At 57.4% G+C, this 18,465-nt stretch carries 21 protein-coding genes, 1 tRNA gene and 1 pseudogene; 17 read left to right on the forward strand and 6 right to left on the reverse strand.

Annotated elements, in window-relative coordinates:
- Positions 1–39: 39 nt before the first annotated feature.
- The 3 genes from OR1_RS12645 to hgcB all read left to right on the forward strand — a co-directional run bounded on the left by OR1_RS12645 (position 40) and on the right by hgcB (position 2,166).
- Positions 40–471 (forward strand): MarR family winged helix-turn-helix transcriptional regulator, encoded by a 432-nt coding sequence (locus OR1_RS12645; RefSeq protein ID WP_041972228.1) that lies wholly within the window; start codon positions 40–42, stop codon positions 469–471.
- Between the two features lie 115 nt (positions 472–586).
- A complete protein-coding gene (gene hgcA, locus OR1_RS12650) occupies positions 587–1,861 on the forward strand; it encodes a mercury methylation corrinoid protein HgcA (RefSeq protein WP_264175422.1) in 1,275 nt (424 codons plus the stop codon).
- Positions 1,862–1,875: 14 nt separating this feature from the next.
- Positions 1,876–2,166 (forward strand): mercury methylation ferredoxin HgcB, encoded by a 291-nt coding sequence (gene hgcB / locus OR1_RS12655; RefSeq protein WP_041972229.1) that lies wholly within the window; start codon positions 1,876–1,878, stop codon positions 2,164–2,166.
- Positions 2,167–2,247: 81 nt separating this feature from the next.
- Here hgcB and OR1_RS12660 read toward each other — a convergent pair.
- Positions 2,248–2,322, reverse strand: a tRNA-Cys gene (locus OR1_RS12660).
- A 216-nt stretch (positions 2,323–2,538) separates the two neighbouring features.
- On the opposite strand from OR1_RS12660, the gene OR1_RS12665 reads away from it, so the two are divergent.
- From OR1_RS12665 to OR1_RS22070, 4 genes and pseudogenes are all read left to right on the forward strand, one after another.
- Positions 2,539–2,934: an NADH-quinone oxidoreductase subunit A gene (locus tag OR1_RS12665; protein ID WP_041972230.1), complete on the forward strand. Its 396-nt coding sequence runs from the start codon at positions 2,539–2,541 to the stop codon at positions 2,932–2,934.
- On the forward strand, positions 2,931–5,303 hold the full coding sequence (locus tag OR1_RS12670; protein WP_041972231.1) for an NADH-quinone oxidoreductase subunit B/C/D: 2,373 nt from the start codon (positions 2,931–2,933) through the stop codon (positions 5,301–5,303). Before OR1_RS12665 ends, OR1_RS12670 begins: the two co-directional genes overlap by 4 nt.
- Before the next feature lie 47 nt (positions 5,304–5,350).
- The gene (locus OR1_RS12675) at positions 5,351–5,614 is read left to right on the forward strand and encodes a type II toxin-antitoxin system HicB family antitoxin (protein ID WP_041972232.1); all 264 of its coding nucleotides are present in this window, start codon (positions 5,351–5,353) and stop codon (positions 5,612–5,614) included.
- Between the two features lie 17 nt (positions 5,615–5,631).
- Positions 5,632–5,697, forward strand: a pseudogene (locus OR1_RS22070) (hypothetical protein); the annotation flags it as partial.
- Positions 5,698–5,817: 120 nt separating this feature from the next.
- Here OR1_RS22070 and OR1_RS12680 read toward each other — a convergent pair.
- Entirely contained in the window at positions 5,818–6,156 is a 339-nt protein-coding gene (locus OR1_RS12680; RefSeq protein WP_041972233.1) for a hypothetical protein, read from the reverse strand.
- A 330-nt stretch (positions 6,157–6,486) separates the two neighbouring features.
- On the opposite strand from OR1_RS12680, the gene nuoE reads away from it, so the two are divergent.
- The 9 genes from nuoE (at position 6,487) to OR1_RS12725 (ending at position 14,190) form a co-directional block, all read left to right on the forward strand.
- On the forward strand, positions 6,487–6,954 hold the full coding sequence (gene nuoE / locus OR1_RS12685; protein WP_041972234.1) for an NADH-quinone oxidoreductase subunit NuoE: 468 nt from the start codon (positions 6,487–6,489) through the stop codon (positions 6,952–6,954).
- Positions 6,951–7,259, forward strand: coding sequence for a cytochrome c (locus OR1_RS12690; protein ID WP_041972235.1), 309 nt, complete (start codon positions 6,951–6,953; stop codon positions 7,257–7,259). Before nuoE ends, OR1_RS12690 begins: the two co-directional genes overlap by 4 nt.
- A gap of 31 nt (positions 7,260–7,290) precedes the next feature.
- Positions 7,291–7,629, forward strand: a complete 339-nt coding sequence (locus OR1_RS12695; RefSeq protein ID WP_041972236.1) for a DUF488 domain-containing protein — start codon at positions 7,291–7,293, stop codon at positions 7,627–7,629.
- Positions 7,629–8,918 carry an NADH-quinone oxidoreductase subunit NuoF gene (nuoF, locus tag OR1_RS12700; protein ID WP_041972237.1) on the forward strand — a complete coding sequence of 430 codons (1,290 nt, stop codon included), beginning with the start codon at positions 7,629–7,631 and terminating at the stop codon, positions 8,916–8,918. Before OR1_RS12695 ends, nuoF begins: the two co-directional genes overlap by 1 nt.
- Complete coding sequence (locus tag OR1_RS12705; RefSeq protein ID WP_041972238.1) at positions 8,908–9,453, forward strand: V4R domain-containing protein; 546 nt, start codon at positions 8,908–8,910, stop codon at positions 9,451–9,453. Before nuoF ends, OR1_RS12705 begins: the two co-directional genes overlap by 11 nt.
- A complete protein-coding gene (locus OR1_RS20915) occupies positions 9,443–10,354 on the forward strand; it encodes a GGDEF domain-containing protein (RefSeq protein WP_052440436.1) in 912 nt (303 codons plus the stop codon). The genes OR1_RS12705 and OR1_RS20915 overlap by 11 nt, the downstream gene beginning before the upstream one ends.
- Entirely contained in the window at positions 10,342–12,225 is a 1,884-nt protein-coding gene (gene nuoG / locus OR1_RS12715) for an NADH-quinone oxidoreductase subunit NuoG (protein WP_041972239.1), read from the forward strand. Before OR1_RS20915 ends, nuoG begins: the two co-directional genes overlap by 13 nt.
- Positions 12,222–13,214 carry an NADH-quinone oxidoreductase subunit NuoH gene (gene nuoH / locus OR1_RS12720; protein ID WP_041972240.1) on the forward strand — a complete coding sequence of 331 codons (993 nt, stop codon included), beginning with the start codon at positions 12,222–12,224 and terminating at the stop codon, positions 13,212–13,214. The genes nuoG and nuoH overlap by 4 nt, the downstream gene beginning before the upstream one ends.
- A gap of 73 nt (positions 13,215–13,287) precedes the next feature.
- Entirely contained in the window at positions 13,288–14,190 is a 903-nt protein-coding gene (locus OR1_RS12725; RefSeq protein ID WP_041972241.1) for a sensor domain-containing diguanylate cyclase, read from the forward strand.
- Between the two features lie 21 nt (positions 14,191–14,211).
- Here the strand turns inward: OR1_RS12725 and pcnB are convergent, their stop codons facing one another.
- Entirely contained in the window at positions 14,212–15,585 is a 1,374-nt protein-coding gene (gene pcnB, locus OR1_RS12730) for a polynucleotide adenylyltransferase PcnB (protein WP_041972242.1), read from the reverse strand.
- Between the two features lie 26 nt (positions 15,586–15,611).
- Positions 15,612–16,340: a hypothetical protein gene (locus OR1_RS12735; RefSeq protein WP_041972243.1), complete on the reverse strand. Its 729-nt coding sequence runs from the start codon at positions 16,338–16,340 to the stop codon at positions 15,612–15,614.
- A gap of 410 nt (positions 16,341–16,750) precedes the next feature.
- On the opposite strand from OR1_RS12735, the gene OR1_RS12740 reads away from it, so the two are divergent.
- On the forward strand, positions 16,751–17,197 hold the full coding sequence (locus OR1_RS12740) for a cache domain-containing protein (RefSeq protein ID WP_202812053.1): 447 nt from the start codon (positions 16,751–16,753) through the stop codon (positions 17,195–17,197).
- A 153-nt stretch (positions 17,198–17,350) separates the two neighbouring features.
- Here OR1_RS12740 and OR1_RS21650 read toward each other — a convergent pair whose 3' ends face one another.
- Together OR1_RS21650 and OR1_RS12750 are read right to left on the reverse strand one after the other, a co-directional pair.
- A complete protein-coding gene (locus OR1_RS21650) occupies positions 17,351–17,824 on the reverse strand; it encodes a DUF2846 domain-containing protein (protein WP_082002936.1) in 474 nt (157 codons plus the stop codon).
- 181 nt (positions 17,825–18,005) lie between these two features.
- A complete protein-coding gene (locus tag OR1_RS12750) occupies positions 18,006–18,434 on the reverse strand; it encodes a hypothetical protein (RefSeq protein ID WP_152609881.1) in 429 nt (142 codons plus the stop codon).
- Positions 18,435–18,465: the final 31 nt, after the last annotated feature.

Raw genomic sequence — 18,465 nt, forward strand, 5'->3', positions numbered from 1 at the left:
GCAAATTATAATATTATTTTCATCCCAAGGAGATCGTAGATGGAAACCGTCAGAGAACAGCTGCAGATATTCACCCGCCGTTTCGGCCTGCTGAACGCATCATGCTGCGACAGCTGCTGCGGCGAGGATGTATCGATCGTTCAGAGCCATATCCTCTTTGAGGTGCGCCGGGCCGGAAACCCCTCCATGCAGCAGGTGGCTGAAGAACTGGGGATCGACATCACCACCTTCAGCAGGCAAGTCAAAACCCTCGAAACAAGGGGACTGATCGCCAAAGAGGTATCACCCGGCGACCGCAGGGTAAACCTGCTCAAGGTGACCGACAAGGGGTTGCAGGTACTGACCCAGATCGATCGCTTCATGGAACAGAAAATCGAGCAGATATTCTCCGCCATGACCGAGTTTGAACGAATCACCGTCACCAGTTCCCTCAAACTGCTGAACGATGCCGTAACCAAAACCTGCTGCTGAAGGCCAATTACTATATTGCATTTTGCAACTTATTTATTCCCAGTTTGTCAATTTAAAATCAGACTACAGATGGGGCGCAATAAAGCAGAGCAGTGAATAACGGAATGGGTAAGTTATGAATATCAAGAACATCAGAAGCATCGACAGCGGCTCGACATCAGGGTGCGGCTGCTCCCCTCCCGGCAACAAGGGTCAGACAAAGCCTTCCTGCTGCGCACCGGCGCCTCGTCAAACTGCGGTAAAGACTCCCTGTTGCAGACCGGCAACGCAACCTTCCCCCCAAACATCGTCAAATTGTGCGGCATCGGATCAAAAAGCAGATGCAAAGCCCCCCTGCTGCGGTCCTGCGGCAACAGTAACCGGCGGCGAAATAGACGAAAACGTCCCGGGTTTTCTCGGCTGGCTGACGACAGCAACTGGAAGAGTGCCGCAGATACGGTCCGAACTCTCATTCATCGACCATCTCGGCGCCTGCAAGGCGCGGTGGGCGCTGAACCGGATGAACTTCATCGTGCCTCCGGGGCTTTATGCCATCGGTTCCCCGTCCGGCGATGACCCGGTCGTAGTGACCAGCAACTACAAAATGACCTACGACATCGTCCGTCAGGCCCTGGCTGGCCACAATATCTGGCTGCTGGTGCTGGAGACCTTCGGGATCAATGTCTGGTGCGCCGCAGGCAAGGGGACATTCGGCACCGATGAACTGGTAAGGCGGATCAATGACAGCGGACTGGCCAAGGTGGTGAACCACCGGAGGCTGCTGCTGCCGATCCTGGGTGCGCCGGGAGTCGCAGCCCATGAGGTGGCCAGGGAGACCGGGTTCACCATAACCTATGCGACGATCAGGGCCGACGACCTGCCGCAATTTCTGGATAACGGGATGATCACCACCCGGGAGATGCGGCAGTTGACCTTTTCGTTTTATGAGCGGCTGATCCTGGTGCCGGTAGAGCTGGTGACCAGCCTCCGCACCGCGCTGCTGACAACTCTGGCCCTGTTCATTATCGGCCTGATTGCGGGGGGGACTGCAGCGGGAATCAAGTTCGGCGCGGCGTATCTCGGGGCGATGCTGACCGGGGTTGCGGTCGGGCCGATGCTCCTCCCCTGGCTACCGGGCAAGAGCTTTGCCGTCAAAGGGGCGGCAGCAGGCATATTGTGGAGCCTGGCCTGGTACATGATCGCCGGCGGCAGTAGCTGGAATATCGCCGAAACCGTTGCCGTATTCCTGGGGTTGCCGGCGATCAGCGCCTTCTACACCCTCAATTTCACCGGCTGCTCGACCTATACCTCCCGTACCGGGGTAAAAAAAGAGATGCGGCTGAGCCTCCCCGCAATGGGCGGAGCATTGGTTTTAAGCCTGCTGTTGCTGTTGATCGGCAGGTTTCAATAAGGAAGGAGTTCAGAGTGAAAGGTTTCCGGTACCTGAACAATGTCGCGACGCTTGAACTCGATGAAGCCGCCTGCATCGGCTGCGGCCGATGCCTGGAGGTCTGCCCCCATCAGGTGTTCAGCGTAGAAAACAGGAAGGCGGCGCTCATCGACAAGGATGCCTGCATGGAGTGCGGCGCCTGCGCCCGCAACTGCCCGGTCAAGGCGATCAGGGTGGAAGCCGGGGTCGGCTGTGCCTCGGGGATTATCAATGAATGGCTGCGGGAGCGGAATCTGCGGGCATCGGGCGGCGAGTGCTGTTCCTGAGGATATGACCTTCAAACCTGGTTGCGGCCAGGGAGACACAAAAAAAGGGGTAAGCAGTTGAATGCTTACCCCTTGACTTTTTGGAGGCGACGATCGGATTTGAACCGATGAATGAAGCTTTTGCAGAGCTTTGCCTTACCACTTGGCCACGTCGCCTTGCTTGAACTCGTTACCGAGCGACGTACTTTTTAGCCTTTTTTCATTTCAATGTCAACCAATAATCCTCTCGTTTTTCTCCGGCATTCTTTCGGCCGTAACCTCAATTGACATGGCGACCGGCAGCGGTAATCTTGAATCAAGGGGTTCTGTTCGGCAACGACAGGATCGGCAGGATGTGACAACTACCGAACGCGCCGACATCCCGGGAGTGTTATGACCGGCAACCATGAAATTTTCGCTCTCACCGCCTACGGGTCGATAACCGTCATAGTTGTCGGCGTGCTGCTGGGAGCGGCCTGGTGGCTCGGCGCCAAGACCGGCAGCAGCAACAAGGAACTCCCCTACGAATCAGGCATCATACCCAGCGGCTCGGCCCGCATTGCCCAATACATACCGTTTTACCTGGTGGCCATCTTTTTCATAGTCTTTGATGTGGAAACGGCCTTTATCCTCACCTGGGCTACGGTCTGGGACCTGCTCGGCCTGGTGGGGATGTTTCATATCACGTTCTTCATCGTTGCGCTGCTACTGGGGCTGGTGTGGGTATGGTTGAAGGGCGGCTTGGATTGGGGACCATCTAGGGAACGGGGTACTCGAAAGAATCCATGAAACAGGAAATCCCGGACAACATTCTGCTCACCTCCCTTGACGACCTGATCAACTGGGGGCGCGCCAACTCGCTCTGGCCGATGTTTTTCGGCCTGTCGTGCTGCTTTGTCGAGATGATGACCTCGTTCACCTCCCGCCACGACATCTCGCGCTTCGGGGCCGAGGTGCTGCGAGGGACGCCGCGCGAGGCCGACCTGATGGTGATCGCCGGCACGGTGTTCCGGAAGATGGCACCCTCCATCCTCAGGCTCTACGAGCAGATGGCCGAGCCGCGCTGGGTGATCTCCATGGGGAGCTGCGCCAACTCCGGTGGCATGTATGACGTCTACAGCGTGGTGCAAGGGGTGAACCAGATCATACCGGTGGATGTCTATGTGCCGGGCTGCCCGCCGCGCCCCGAGGCGTTCATGCAGGGGTTGATGCTGCTGCAGGAAAAGATCCGCGCTGATGAGCGGCCGGCAAGGCCGGTGCTGCACATGCAGTGTGGCACTCAGGGGACCGTGACGCCGGTGCTGGTCGATGGTGATACAAAGAGCTGCGACACCCGCGGTCCCGGCATGGCCGGTACCGCAATCCGCGGCGTGTCGGTCGGCCACCCCAGGCCGTGGCTCCCCCGCTCCGACGAGATCTGGCGCCCGCCCGCTGCCAGGCACGACTATCCGGATTTCGGCATGACGAGCGAACTTGAGCTGGCGTTCAACCATCGGGTGACCAGGGACAACAGTGCCAACGACATGCTCACCTATCGCGTCCCGGCGGAACTGCTCCCGGATGTCCTCCAGCACCTGAAGGGGCGGAGCAGCGCGCCGTTCAAACGACTGGAGGATATCGCCGCAGTGGACGACTCCTGCCGTCAGGAACGGGCGCGCTACAAGGATTTCACGGTCAACTACCACCTGCTCAATTTCGACATCCCAGGCCATATCCGGCTCAAGGTGGAACTCGAAGGAGAGAAGCCGGAACTGCCGAGCGTGACCCCGGTCTTTCCGGCCGCCTCATGGTACGAGCGGGAACTGTTCGACATGTACGGCATCGGTTTCAGCGGCCACCAAAACCTCAGGCGAATCCTGATGCCGGACGACTGGGAGGGGCACCCGCTCCGCAAGGGGCACCCGTTCCGGGCCACCGAGATGGCGCCCTACACCACCGACGATGCCCGGCGCCACCAGGCATTGCCGGCCAGCGACTATTTCGACCGGATCGACGACGAGACCATGATCCTGAATCTCGGACCGCAGCACCCCGGCACCCACGGCATCATCCGGTTCATGCTCAAGCTGAGCGGCGAAGAGATCGTCGATATGGACAGCGATATCGGCTACCACCACCGCGGTGCGGAAAAGATCGCTGAACGCCAGCACTGGAACCAGTTCATACCGTACACTGACCGGATCGATTACCTGGCAGGGGTGCAGAACAACCTGGCCTACGTGAACAGCGTGGAACGGCTCTGCAACATCAAGGTGCCGGACCGGGCCGTCACCATCCGGGTCATGCTGGCCGAGCTGTTTAGAATCGCCAACCACCTGGTCTGGCTCGGCACCTTTGCCGCCGACATCGGCGCCATGACCCCGGTCTTCTACACCTTTACCGACCGGGAGAAGATCTTCGACATCGTGGAGATGATCACCGGCGGCCGGATGCATCCGGCCTGGTTCCGGATCGGCGGAGTAACGGAAGACCTACCCGACGGCTGGGAGCGGCTGGTGGCCGACTTCCTGGCCTGGATGCCGCCCCGGCTCAAGGAGTATGACGATCTGCTGCTGGAGAACCCGATCTTCAAGAGGCGCTTGCAGGGTGTGGGGGTAATTTCAAAAGAGGATGCCATCGAATGGGGGCTGTCCGGCCCGAACCTGCGCGCCTGCGGCATGGAGTGGGACCTAAGGAAGAAGATCCCGTATAACGGTTATGAGCATTTCCATTTCGAGGTGCCGACTGCCGAAGGTGGCGACTGCTGGGCCCGCTACCTGGTGCGCCGGGCCGAGATGCGGGAATCGCTGCATATCGTCCGGCAGTGCTGGAAGGAGATGCCTCCCGGCCGCTGGATCACCGACGATTACCGCTATGTGCTGCCGCAGAAACGGGACACGCTGCACGACATCGAGTCACTGATCCATCATTTCGTCAACTCGACGCGGGGGATGGCGCCGCCCAAAGGGGAGAACTACAGCGCGATAGAGGCGCCCAAGGGTGAGAACGGCTATTTCGTGGTCTCGGACGGGCTCAACATCCCGTACCGGGTGCGGATCAAGACCCCGAGCTTCCCTCATATCCAGGCGCTGCCGCTGATGAGCAAGGGGTGGCTGGTAGCGGACTTCCTGGCGATCATCGGATCGATTGATTTCGTGCTGGCGGATCTGGACAGGTGAGTTGAATTGGTAAACAATGTGGACGAAGAGCCGGGGGTAAAACTAAAATGAAAATCGAATATCCTGCCATATTTGATCCTGCCGACGAAGGCGGATACACAATTACCTTCCATGACTTCCCTGAAGCCATAAGTGAAGGTGACACCCTTGAAGAAGCCCATTATAACGCCATAGAAGTGTTGGATCTTACTCTGCAATCAAGAATGGAAGATAACGAGATTATCCCTCTTCCTCACTCCGAATCAGGGGCTAATGTTCATATGATAGCGCCGGATGTCAATATCCAGGCAGCCTTGCTCTCGATTGGCTAAAAAAAGACGGCACAGGTTACCAGACCAGGGTCAACAGCATTCTCCGGGCGGTAATGGAACAGCAACGAAAGAAGGCGGCATAACATCTCGGGGCGCAGCCGCGGAGCGAAGCGGAGACGGTCTGCCGCCGCGGGTTGGCCTCTGCATGATTTATTGGTAGCAACACGCTACGTGCCGGTAGGTTTTAAGTCACATAGAATCATCTATTTTTCTTCTAATTCCTTATCAGAAGATACCAAGCATAGAAAAACCATCATTATGCCTAGGGTAATTGCAAATAGAATCAAAGCTGTTTTGCTGTAGTGGCTAAGAAATCTTGACATAATTGCACCTATTACAATTCCAACTGGAACTAGGGCTCTCGGTGCCTTCGATAAAGTCGCCTTGAACTTCCACACTACCACCATTAAGGGGATTGATATTGAAGCGGCAAAAAATGACAGTTTAGTTAATGTCATTGCTCCAACATCTTGATAACCAAATCCGAGCATGGCTATTAACCCTAAAATAGAAGCAAATAAGGCTTTACCCTTGTTACCCATAATCCCTCAATAATCTCTTGTATTCTCCGAATCTTTATCGGCCCAAATCTTTGTTAGTAGGTTTCCCGATTTAAGTTACTAGTTGCCGATATGGGAAGCAAGTTACTTGTATACAGTAACCGGCAAATGATTACCTGAAAGTGAACCCAGGCAGACAGGCAGATTAACCGCCAGTAATCCTAGCCTATCCGCCTTTTACACCACCCTCTCCCCTATTACAACCGGAAAATACCATTTAAAATATCCGCTACTTAACGAACACGGTGCAATCGCAAGAACATTTGCGGCTTCAGCGGTTGCTCATCTGCCAATAGATGATAGTTTTTAGATATGATTCCTGAATCGCTGAAGACCGAACTGACAGACCGCATCGCCTCAGCCGTCACCCCGCGGGAGGCGGCGGTGGATGTGCTGAAGATGCTACAGGCCCATTACGGCTGGGTGACCGACGAGGCGGTTGCTGAGGCAGGGGAACTGCTCGGGCTCTCCACCCTGCAGGTGGACGAACTGGCGACCTTTTACGAGATGCTGTACCGCCGTCCGGTGGGGAAGCGGGTGATCCATGTCTGCGACTCCATCTCCTGCTGGGCCATGGGGGGGGAAACGCTCATGGCCCACCTGGCACGCCATCTGGGAGTGCAGCCCGGCGAGACCACGATGGACGGCATGTTCACCCTGCTCCCCTGCTGCTGCCTCGGCAACTGCGGGGAGGCGCCGACCCTGATGATCGGCGACACCCTGTACGGGCTGGTGACACCGGAACTGGCAGAGCAGATAATGGCAAAGGAGCGGACATGAAACCACAAGGAATCGTCCTGATGGCGTCATGCCTCTTGCTCTGGGCAACGGTTGCCGCAGCAACGGACGGCAAGGCGCTGTTCGACCGCCATTGCTCCAGCTGCCACTACCAGGGGGACAACCCGACATATCCGAGCAGGCCGCTGTTCCGCCTGTACCGCGAGGCAAACGGGCTGCGGACTCAAAAGGACCTGGTGGCCAAGATGCGCCGCGGCGGCCAGGGGATGCCGAGCTTTGCAGCCAAACAGCTTTCCGACGCGGATGCCATGGCAATTGCCGGCTACATCATCCGGACCTTTGACTGAGCCATATGTTGCCGGCAATTGAGGATGAACCATGATCAGAATCAAGCGCGTCTATAGCGAGCCGGAAGCGGAAGACGGCATCCGTATCCTGGTGGACCGACTCTGGCCGCGGGGGGTGGCAAAGGAAGCGGCCCGCATCGATGAATGGTGCAAGGAGATCGCGCCGAGCAATGAACTACGGCAGTGGTTCGGCCATGATCCGGCCAGGTGGGACGAATTCCGGGGCCGCTACCGCCAGGAGCTGGCAGGGCACGAAGATATCCTGACACGGCTTCGGAATATTGCGCAAAAAGGGGCCGTGACCCTGCTCTATGCAGCCAAAGACGAAGAACACAACAATGCCGTGGTTTTGAAAGAGCTGATCGAGTGATGGAACAGGTGCTTTTTCGCCATAACCGCCCCGGCCGGTGCGTCACCTTTGGGGAATACCGCGACGAGGGGGGATTCGAAGCGCTCAGGAAGGCGCTGGCCGGGATGTCGCCCGTTGACGTCCAGCAGACCGTGATCGACTCCGGCCTTCGCGGGCGCGGCGGCGCCGGGTTCCCGACCGGCAAGAAATGGTCGTTCGTGCCGCGCGACCTGGCGGGGCGGTATCTGATCTGCAACTGCGACGAGATGGAGCCCGGCACCTACAAGGACCGGCTGCTGCTGGAGGCCAACCCCTATTCCCTGGTGGAGGGGATGGCGCTGGCCGCCTACAGCCTCGGCGTGAATCATGCCTTCGTCTTTATCCGCCGCGGTTACGAGCAGGGTGCGGGCAATCTCAGGCGGGCAATCGCCGAGGCAGCGGCAGCAGGGCTGCTGGGCGAAAACATCCTCGGTTCCGGCTTTTCCCTGCATCTGGACGTCCACCAGTCGGCCGGGCGGTATATCTGCGGCGAAGAGACCGCACTGATGAACGCACTGGAAGGGAAGCGGGCCAATCCAAGGTCCAAGCCACCCTTCCCTGCGGTGAAAGGGCTCTGGGGGCGGCCGACCGTGGTCAACAACGTGGAGACCCTTGCCAATATTCCGTATATCGTCGCCAATGGCGCCGCCTGGTTCAAGGGGCTGGCAAAGATCCCGGAGGCCAGCGGCACCAAGCTGTTCTGCGTCAGCGGCCATGTCCGGAACCCGGCCTGCCTGGAGCTGCCGCTCGGTACCACGCTCGGCGAGGTGATTGACAACCACTGCGGCGGGATGCGTGCCGAGAGTTCATTCAAGGCCTGCCTGCCGGGCGGGGCCTCCACGCCGTACCTGACCCGTGACCACTGGAACCTGGCGCTGGATTTCGACACCGTGGCCAGGGCCGGGTCGCGGCTCGGCACCGGCGGCATCGTGGTCTTTGACCAGACGACCTGCATGGTGGCAGCCACGCTCAACCTAGGACGGTTCTACAGCCGCGAATCGTGCGGCTGGTGCACGCCCTGCCGTGAAGGGCTGCCGTACGTGGTCCACCTGCTGGAAAGCATCGAGAACGGCGAAGGTCTCGACGAACATATCGAAATCCTGGCCGAGCACCTGAACTATCTGAACTACGCCTTCTGTCCGCTGGCGCCGGGCGCAATGGGGCCGGTAGAGGGACTGTTGAAGCATTTCAAGGAAGAGCTGCAGGAACATATCATCAAGAAACAATGCCCTTTCAGACCAAACAGACCGGGAGGAGTTCATGGGAACTGATGGCTGCTGCTGTCGATTCAACTGGAAACAGGTCGGTGACATTGCCCTGGGGAGGCCGCACCTCGGCCCGATGATGCATTTGGCTGTCTACCGGCTGATGCAATACACCCTCAGGGAGATGATCTGCCGGGAATACGGCCACGACAAGGCTTCCGACCTGCTGCGGACTGCCGGACTGCGTGCCGGCGAGGAGTTCTGCGCGAATATGCTGAACTGCAGCCAGGATTTCAACGGGTTTATTGCCGAACTGCAGGAAAAGCTGCGGGAGTTGGGGGTCGGTATCCTGCGGATCGAAAAGGCCGATCTGGAACAGATGAATTTCACCCTCACTGTTGGCGAGGACCTGGACTGTTCCGGGCTGCCGGTAACCGGAGCAGCGGTCTGCGAATACGACGAAGGTTTCATTGCCGGCGTGCTCGGCAGATACACCGGAAAAGCCTTTGCGGCCAAAGAGGTGGACTGCTGGGCAACCGGCGACCGAACCTGCCGTTTCAGCGTGACCCTTGCCGATCAGGTCGGTGACAATGGCAACTAGCGCCGACATCATCAAGCATTGCCGGGAGCGGATCGAGGCCCTGCTTTCCGGAGAGACACCTGACCCGATCGAGATCCCGGCTAAGATATCGCCTGAGGCAAGGGAGCTTTGTCACGCCTGCAACCGGCTGATAACCGCGCAGAAAGAGGCCGCCACCTTCCTTGCGGCCCTGGCCAACGGTAACCTGGAAGTGGAACCGCCGCCGCGAAACCTGCTCATCTCCCCTTTCAAGCAGCTCCATGCCAGCCTGCGCCACTTGGTCTGGCAGACGAGCCAGGTGGCAGCCGGCGATCTCGACCAGCATGTCGATTTCCTCGGCGAGCTTTCCACATCGTTCAACAAGATGATCGAATCGCTGAGGCAGAAACAAACCGTTGAGGAACTGCTCCGGTACCTGAGCAACCACGACCCGATGACAGGTTTATACAACCGGCTCTACTTCAATGAGGAGCTGGCCCGGCTCGACCGGAGCCGTCAGATCCCGTCCAGCATCATCATCGCTGACCTGAACGGCTTGAAGCAGGTCAACGACTCCCAGGGCCACGAGGCCGGCGACCTCCTGATCCTGGCCGCTGCCGAGATCATCCGCGCCGGGGTCAGGGCCGACGACGTGGCGGCCCGGATCGGTGGCGACGAATTTGCCGTCATCCTGCCGTTTACCCGCTACGATGAGGCCGAGACCGTACTGAAACGGATCAGGAAGAAGGAAGCGATTCAACGCAACCGGAGCGACCTGCAGGTCCACATGGCATACGGGCTCGCAACTGCCGAGCAGCAGGGGGAGATGGCCGCGGCGCTGAAACTAGCCGACAAGCGGATGTACGAGGAAAAATTCGCCGCCAGGAACAGCTCTTGCCGCTGCTCGGCAAACGGGGAGCACAAGGAAGAATGCCGCGACTGATCATCGACTCCATACCGGTCATTGCCCCGGACGGCACCAGCGTCCTGGAAGCGGCCGCAAGCATCGGCATCCGGATCCCCCACTTCTGCTGGCATCCGGCGCTCGGCAAGGCGGGCGCCTGCCGGGTCTGCGCCGTCAAACTGCTGGAAGGGCCGGTCAAGGGTATCCAGATGTCATGCATGCTCCCGGCGGCAGACGGGATGGTGGTCTCCACAACCGATAGCGAAGCAGTGGCCATGCGGCGCCATGTCATCGAGTGGCTGATGATCAACCACCCGCACGACTGCCCGGTCTGCGACGAAGGCGGGGAATGCCTCCTCCAGGATTTCACCATTGCCGGCGGCCACGGTATCAGGCGTTACGACGGCAGGAAACGGACCCACCGGAACCAGGATCTCGGCCCGCATATCGAGCACGAGATGAACCGCTGCATCCAGTGCTACCGCTGCGCCCGCTTCTACCAGGAGTTTGCCGGCGGAGACGACTTCGGGGTCATGGGGAGCGCGGCCAGGGTCTATTTCGGCCGGTTCCACGACGGCCCGCTCGAATCCCCCTTTTCCGGCAACCTGGTGGACATCTGCCCCACCGGTGTCTTCACCGACAAGACGGCCCGGTTCCGGGCTCGGTACTGGGACTACGACATGGCGCCGTCCATCTGCCCGCACTGCTCTCTTGGGTGCAATACCACGCCGGCGGCCCGGTACCGGGAGCTGCTGAAGATAATTGCCCGGAGAAACGACCAGGTCAACGGCTGGTTCATCTGCGATCGAGGGCGATTCGGCACCATCGGGGTCAACGATCCGGATCGGCCGCGGCTGCCTCTGGTGGACGGCCGGGAAGCGGCCTGGGACGAGGCGATCGACGACCTGCTGATCAGGATCAGGGAGTTCCGGGCCCTGAACGGTTCCGAAAGCATCGCACTGGCCGGTTCTTCCCGGATGACCCTGGAAGGAAACCTGCTGCTGATACAGCTTGCCGGAATCCTCGGTTGTTCGCTCAGCTTTTACGCCGGCGCAACGGAGCAGGCAGAGGCGATGGCGGCGGTAACGCTGTTGTCAGGGGAGCGTAGCGCCTCGATGAGCGACGTTGCGCAGAGCGACTGCATCGTCATTACCGGCTGCAACCTGCTCGAAGCCGGGCCGATGATGGCCCTGGCAGTGCGGCAGGGATGGCGCCGCGGGGCAAAGGTCTTCCTGGTCGATGCGCCATCGGACCAGTTGCCGTTTGAGTACACCAGTGCCGGGTCATTGGCCGAAATCCCGCTTGCCGCGGCGAAACAGCCGGTGATCATCTGCTCTGTAACCGGGGCAGATCGGATACTGCCGGTATTGGCGTCGGCTCCCGGCGCCAGGATTGCCGTGCTGTTTACCGGTCCCAACAGCTTTGCCACGGCGTTGCTGGCGCATGAGCACGGAACAGTTCCCCTGGAAGAGGCGATCAGCAGCGGCAGGGTCAATGGAATCATCTGCTTTGAGCCGGACTCGCCGGAGCAGCTCCCCGCTGATATCACGCTGCTGGCAACAGCCGACTGGCGCCCTTCTGCGGCCGTATCCCGGGCAGCGGTATTTCTTCCCGCAACTCCCTGGGTCGAGATGGACGGCACCTTTATCAACAACGAGGGGCGGTCGCAGCGGTTCCGGCGGGTAATGCGCCCCGGCCTGCCGGTCAAGGGGCTCGACCCGGCATTCCATCCTCCCCGGGTGCATAGCAGCGAGCCGCCCGGCGGCCTGCCCCGGCCAGGGGCCGATATCATCGCCGCCATAATTGGCCGGATTACGGGCGAGCCGGCGCCATCCCCCTATTCCGGCCGCTGGGAGCCCCTGGCCGATATCGACCCGGAAGGGCCTGGGATCAGGGTGCAGACCCTATGAGCATTATCTCCCTCGATATTGCCGTCATCCTGGCCAAGATCGCCCTGCTCCTGTTCGCGGTCCTGACCCTGGCAGCCTACCTGGTCTTTGCCGAGCGGAAGCTGCTCGCCTGGGTCCAGGATCGTAAAGGGCCGAACCGGGTCGGACCGCTCGGGCTGCTGCAGCCGCTGGCAGACCTGATCAAGCTGCTCACCAAGGAGGATTTCCGGCCGCTTGGGGCCGACAAGTGGATCTTCTACCTGGCGCCGGCCATGGCCGCCATCCCGGCGATCATGACCCTGGCAATAGTCCCGTTCGGCGCGCCGGTGACCATCATGGGATTTGAGGTGACGCTGCAGATCGTTGACCTGAACATCGGGCTGCTGGTCTTCCTGGCGCTCTCTTCGATCGCGGTCTACGGCGTGGCCCTCGGCGGCTGGGCCTCCAACTCGAAATACGCCCTGCTCGGGAGCATCCGGGGGCTGGCCCAGCTGATCTCCTACGAACTCTCCATGGGGCTCTCGCTGGTGCCGGTGGTAATGCTGGCCCGCTCCTTCAAGCTGTCGGAGATCGTCAATGCCCAGGAAGGCTGCTGGTTCATCGTCTACCAGCCACTCTCGTTCATCATCTTCCTGGTCAGCATCCTGGCTGAATGCAAGCGGATCCCGTTCGACATTCCGGAGGCCGAAGGGGAGCTGGTGGCCGGGTTCCATACCGAGTATTCCGGGATGAGGTTCGGGCTCTTCTTTGTGGGAGAGTACATCAACATCGTCGTGCTCGGCGGCCTGGCCGCAACCTTTTTCCTCGGCGGCTGGCACGGACCGCTCCTGCCGCCGCTGGTCTGGTTCTGGGGCAAGGTGTTCGCCTTCGCCTTTCTCTTCATCTGGATTCGTGGTACCATGCCGCGACTCCGCTACGACCAGCTGATGCATTTGGGCTGGAAAGTCCTGACCCCGCTGGCGCTGGTCAACATCCTGGTCACCGGCTGGTGGCTGGTCATGAGAGTGTGACCGGAACAACCAGGTGAGAAACAGGAAGTCGAGCAGGCAGTCAATAACCGGCCCTCTTTAAGAAGGAATAATCATGAATGAAACCGAACTATATAAGAGCATTGTCGATGGAATGTACGAGGGGGTCTATTTCGTCGACCAGAACCGGAAGATTACCTTCTGGAACAAGGGGGCGGAACGGATCACCGGCTTCAGCGCCCAAGAGGTCCTGGGCAGCTCATGTTCCGACAATATCCTGGTGCATATTGATGAATGCGGCAAGGGGCTCTGCATAATCAGCTGCCCTCTGATGGCCGCCATCCAGGAAAACTGCGGCCACAAGAATGACCAGGTGTTTCTTCATCACAAGAACGGGCAGCGGATTCCGGTGAGTATCAGCGTCTCGACTATCTGTGACGCTTCCGGCCAGCCGGTGGGGGCAGTGGAAGTCTTCTGGGAAAACCCCAGGCGCGATGTCGATGAGCAGTTGCTGGCAGACCTCAAGAAGGCGGCTCTCATTGACCAGTTGACCGGCCTCCCCAACCGCCGCTACCTGGAGATGATCCTTAAATCGAGCCTGGTGGAGTTTCGCGAAAATCAGATGAATTTCGGCCTGTTGTTTGCCGATGTGGACAATTTCAAGCAGTTCAACGATACCTACGGTCATGACCTGGGAGACAAGGTGCTGCAGCTTGTATCGAGGACACTTGAAGGAAACATGCGCCCCTATGATATGGCCGGACGCTGGGGTGGCGAGGAGTTTCTGATAGTGATCCGTTACGTGAATGAAGAACAGTTCCGGATGGTGGGAGAAAAGTTGCGGGTACTGGTGGAAAATTCCTATCTGCAGCACAACAGTGAGCAGGTGAAGGTGACCATGACCATGGGGGGGAGCAGGATCAGGACTGACGATACTATAGAGGCGCTATTGAAGCGGGTTGACAAGCTGCTTTATACAGGGAAGCAGACAGGCCGTAACCGGGTGGTCTTTGACTGATCCCTGAGACATATTTGGAGACTATATCCCTTCCGTACCGCTTTTCGCATTCGGATTTCGCCGGCGGCGGCGTCTCTTTCGCTTCCGTGGCAACGCCTCGGTTTCTCTCATGAGTTCGGGCGGCACCGGTACCGGCGCCTGCTGCTCTGCCTGAGCCGCCCACCAGTCTAGCTGTTTGCCGACCTCCTTTTTGTCGCCGCGGGTGACCCGGCAGTATTCGATGATGTCATTGAAATCATGACGACTGATGAACGTCTCGGGCCGGCGGCCGGGGATCTTTTTCAGGCGCATCTGCTGGCTGATGATGTCGCGAAGCGCCATTCCGACGCGGTTCGCGATCATAACGACCGGGCAGGTTTCGCCCATGAACTCCGCCACCGCGGCGTTAACGCTCTGCTGCCAGGGCGCGCCCTGCCTGCGAAAGCGCTCCGCCTTCTCATCGATGTACTCGCCGAAAATAAGCGCCAGGAGAAGCGGCTGGGAGACCTTGTCCCCCTGCTGGATGCGGGAATCGACATAGTCGAGCATTTCCCCGAACCGGGTGTGGGGAAAACCTTCGCTTTCGGCGCCGAGCCAGCTCGAAAAATCCGGAAAAAGCGCGGCAAAGAGCCCGGTCTGGCAGAGGAGATCGTAGCACTTCGCCCCCTCCCCCGAGAGGAGCAGCTTGAGCATCTCGTCGTAGAGACGCGGCGGCGCCGCCCTGACAATGGTAGCAGCGGCTGCGGCCAGCGCCTTCCGGGTATGCTCCTCGATGGTAAAACCGAGCTGGGCGGCAAACCGCACCGCCCGCAGCATCCGTACCGGGTCTTCCTGGAAGCGGACATCGGGATCGCCGATGGTGCGGATGATACCGGCGTTGAGATCGGCGAGGCCGCCGGTGTAATCGATGATCGAGAAATCGGCGATATTGTAGGAAAGCGAGTTTACGGTGAAGTCGCGGCGCAGGGCATCCTCTTCCGGGGTTCCATAGACATTGTCCCGCAGGATCATGCCATCATCGTCCCGCAGCATCCGGACGTGCCGCTGCCGGTGCTCCGGCTTGCCCGCTTCCAGCTGCTCGGGTTCGGGATCGTCCGGGGCCTGGGATCGAAAGGTCGCCACCTCGATGATCTCATCATGAAAGTGGATGTGCGCGAGACGGAACCGCCGCCCGACAAGACGGCAGTTGCGGAAGATCCTCTTCACCTCGTTGGGCGTGGCGTTGGTTACCACATCGAAATCCTTCGGCTCCCGTCCGAGCAGGAGGTCGCGCACGCAGCCGCCGACGAAATAACCGACAAAGCCGTTGTCCTTCAGGCGGTAGAGGACGCGCAGGGCGTTCGGGCTCATGAGCTTGCGGGAGATCCCGTGTTCCTGCCGGGCGATAATCACCGAGCTGTGCTGTTCTTTTTTCATCCGTTTACCACCAACCCTTTATTCCTTCACATGTCAAAGGTCTCGCTCCCGAAGGCGTTTCCCGAGTAATACGCGGTCATGAAATCCCGGTGGCGCTTTACGACCACGTAGGAAAGCCCTGTAGCAGCGGATGCCTGATCAAGAAGCTGATCATCGTTCATGCCCGGGTTTTTCTTCCGGCCGGCTGCGATGGCTATCATGACATTCAGTCCGGTGCCAAAGGTTTCACCATTGGGCCGAGACAGAAGAGGGCGATCCTCGACCTTGCCCGAAGCTGACGGAACGCCGATCCGGCTGTTGGATTCCTCGATCTGCTTGAGGGTGGGAGTGCCGAAATCAAGCCTCACCCTGCCGTTGTCGTACTTGGCTTCGGCAATTTTGCAGACCGGGCAATCAACGGATGGGGTCAGACTCAGGGCGATCTGCTTTGCCACAGGGAACTTTGCATTAATCACTCTGAGTATTGCAATAACCGCTGGTTTGATATCGCTGCGGTCGATGTCAAACCTTACGATACCGACGCCCTCGATACTCCTCCCGCCATCCGTAACCTTGACATTCCTCAACTCAAAGGGAAGATTCTCCCGCACTTTTCCGCTGGCGAACGGCGGCTCTTTTGCCGCGGATGATCGTGTTACAATCGCGCTTTTCTCTTCCGGCGCCGGTTCCAGCCAGAGGCCTATCCGCCAGGCAATAAGAAGGGAAACAAAAATCGTGATGGAACCGATTATGATTCGAGTAGTGATATTGTTCATCTCAAAATGCTCCACTCCTTGCCAAGGGCGCCTTCTCTGTCGACAAATGCCTTCCTGTCAATCTTAACGAACCGTTCCAAATACGCAAATTCGTTTAAATCATTTTTATCGGCTCCACTTTGTAATGCCCTGTATCGATGCGAGCCAACCAATCAACCTCGTCCTCCATGTTTCCCGCCCCTATCTGCCATACCGTGTATATAACGAGGTTTTGTGAATTTGCACTGCAGTAACATATCACTATTATTTAATTTTATAACATATCAATCTTTTGCTCGATGTCGCAATATTTCATACTTGTAAAACATATATAATATTGTTATTGTCACGCGCATCCGGAGAATAGGCCACAAGGGAATATTCGCCTCGCCACGCGGGAGACATCTTGCCATAAAGGAAAGGAGCACATGATGAAAAGGTTTTTTCTGTTTGCTGCCACAGCCGCCCTCCTGATCGGATCCGTCGCAACTGTTTTTGCAGGCAATTTCGGTACGGCCGGTGAGGCCAAAGCGATGCTCGAAAAGTCAGTCGCTGCCCTTAAAGCCAATAAAGCTGAGGCACTGGCAAAGTTCAGCAAAGGAGAAGGAGGGTTCAAGGACCGCGACCTCTATCCATTCTGCGGCGGACCTGATGGGATCTTCACTGCGCATCCTTCACTCGTGGGGAAAAGCCTCAAAGACCTGAAGGACAAGGCCGGCAAGCCCCTTGGCAAGGAGATCTACGCTGCCGCCAAGGAAGGAGCGATTGCAGAAGTTTCGTACATGTGGCCCCGCCCGGGAACGACCGAACCGGTACAAAAGCAGTCGTACGTCACCAAGGTTGGGGATCAGGTATGCGCAGTAGGGTATTACAAGTAGCGACCGGCCAACTTCCTCCGATACAGCGGTGAAGATAATAACGGGGTGTTTCCGTGCTTGCGGAAACACCCCGTTCTCTAAGGGCAAATACCTGAACTCAGACTTTAATTGGTATGATGTCCTTGTATTTCCGTCCGGCAGCACTTCATTTCATCATTTGCTATTTTCTACCACCGGAGTTGCAACCACCGGTGTTTCCGGTACCGGTTTCGGAAGCAAAACACATTCAGCAATTTCTTCAAGGGCGGTTTTATTGTCAACCGTCGTAAAATTAGGCCTGCCTACCAAAAAGCCCATAGATATTCCGCCTTTAACAAAATGCTCCTGCCCTGCTTTGATATCGACAGTTATTGTACTCTTTGATTCAGTTTTTCCCCACAATTCTAGCTCTCCAGGCTTTGCATAATAAAAGCAATATCCATTTCTGATTAAATCACATATCACTTCATCATTGGCAGCATGAACATCATAATGAATTGCACCACCCATTATTGAGTTCGGTCTATATACGTATACAACACCTTTGTCTTTTGGAATATCTGAAATTCTTTGAAAGGGTGTACCTGATGCTGCGCATGCTGCCAAGAAAAGAGTAGGAACGAGTAAGAGTAATTTATAAAATCTCATATAATCCTCCAATTAGTAGTTGATTTGTGTCAATAATGAGTTGTCATTATTCATCTGCATTTCTATGTTCTCTTTCAGGCTTGTTAGTGCCATTCGCCGTAATTCGGTTTTATCAACCCCCCCTAAGAATATACTACGAGGTTTTGAAACAATGACTTCGCTGACATAACTCTTTATAATTTTATTGGTTTTTTGTTAGCTCTAATTTACCAACAGCAATGACATCATCACCACCTGTAGGGGTTCCTAAAATGGTTGTTGGTATAAATGCTGTTAGTATCTCCACTTTTCCTGTCCCATCATATGAAACAGCATATTCATATCTGATGGTTATATCTGTGCCGCTTTTATGTACTACTGTTGCAGGTAGATAGCTAGGATTCCCTTCATAAACAACATTACCACTGACAATAATAGGATTAAGGTTGTTAGACAAAGAGACCTCGGGTTTGACGGTCACGTTTGCAGTACATGAAACCAATAACAGACTGATGACAAGAATAATTACCACTTTCAATACAAATGGGGTTGTCGGAGATTTTTTAAAAATTACCATGTCGGTAGTTTTACCTCCTTTCAAATCAAACAGAAATTTCACTAAGCCGCGCAACTCAACCTCCTTTTAGCAATTCCGCCGACAT

The organism is Geobacter sp. OR-1, assembly GCF_000813145.1.
GTDB lineage: Bacteria > Desulfobacterota > Desulfuromonadia > Geobacterales > DSM-12255 > Geoanaerobacter.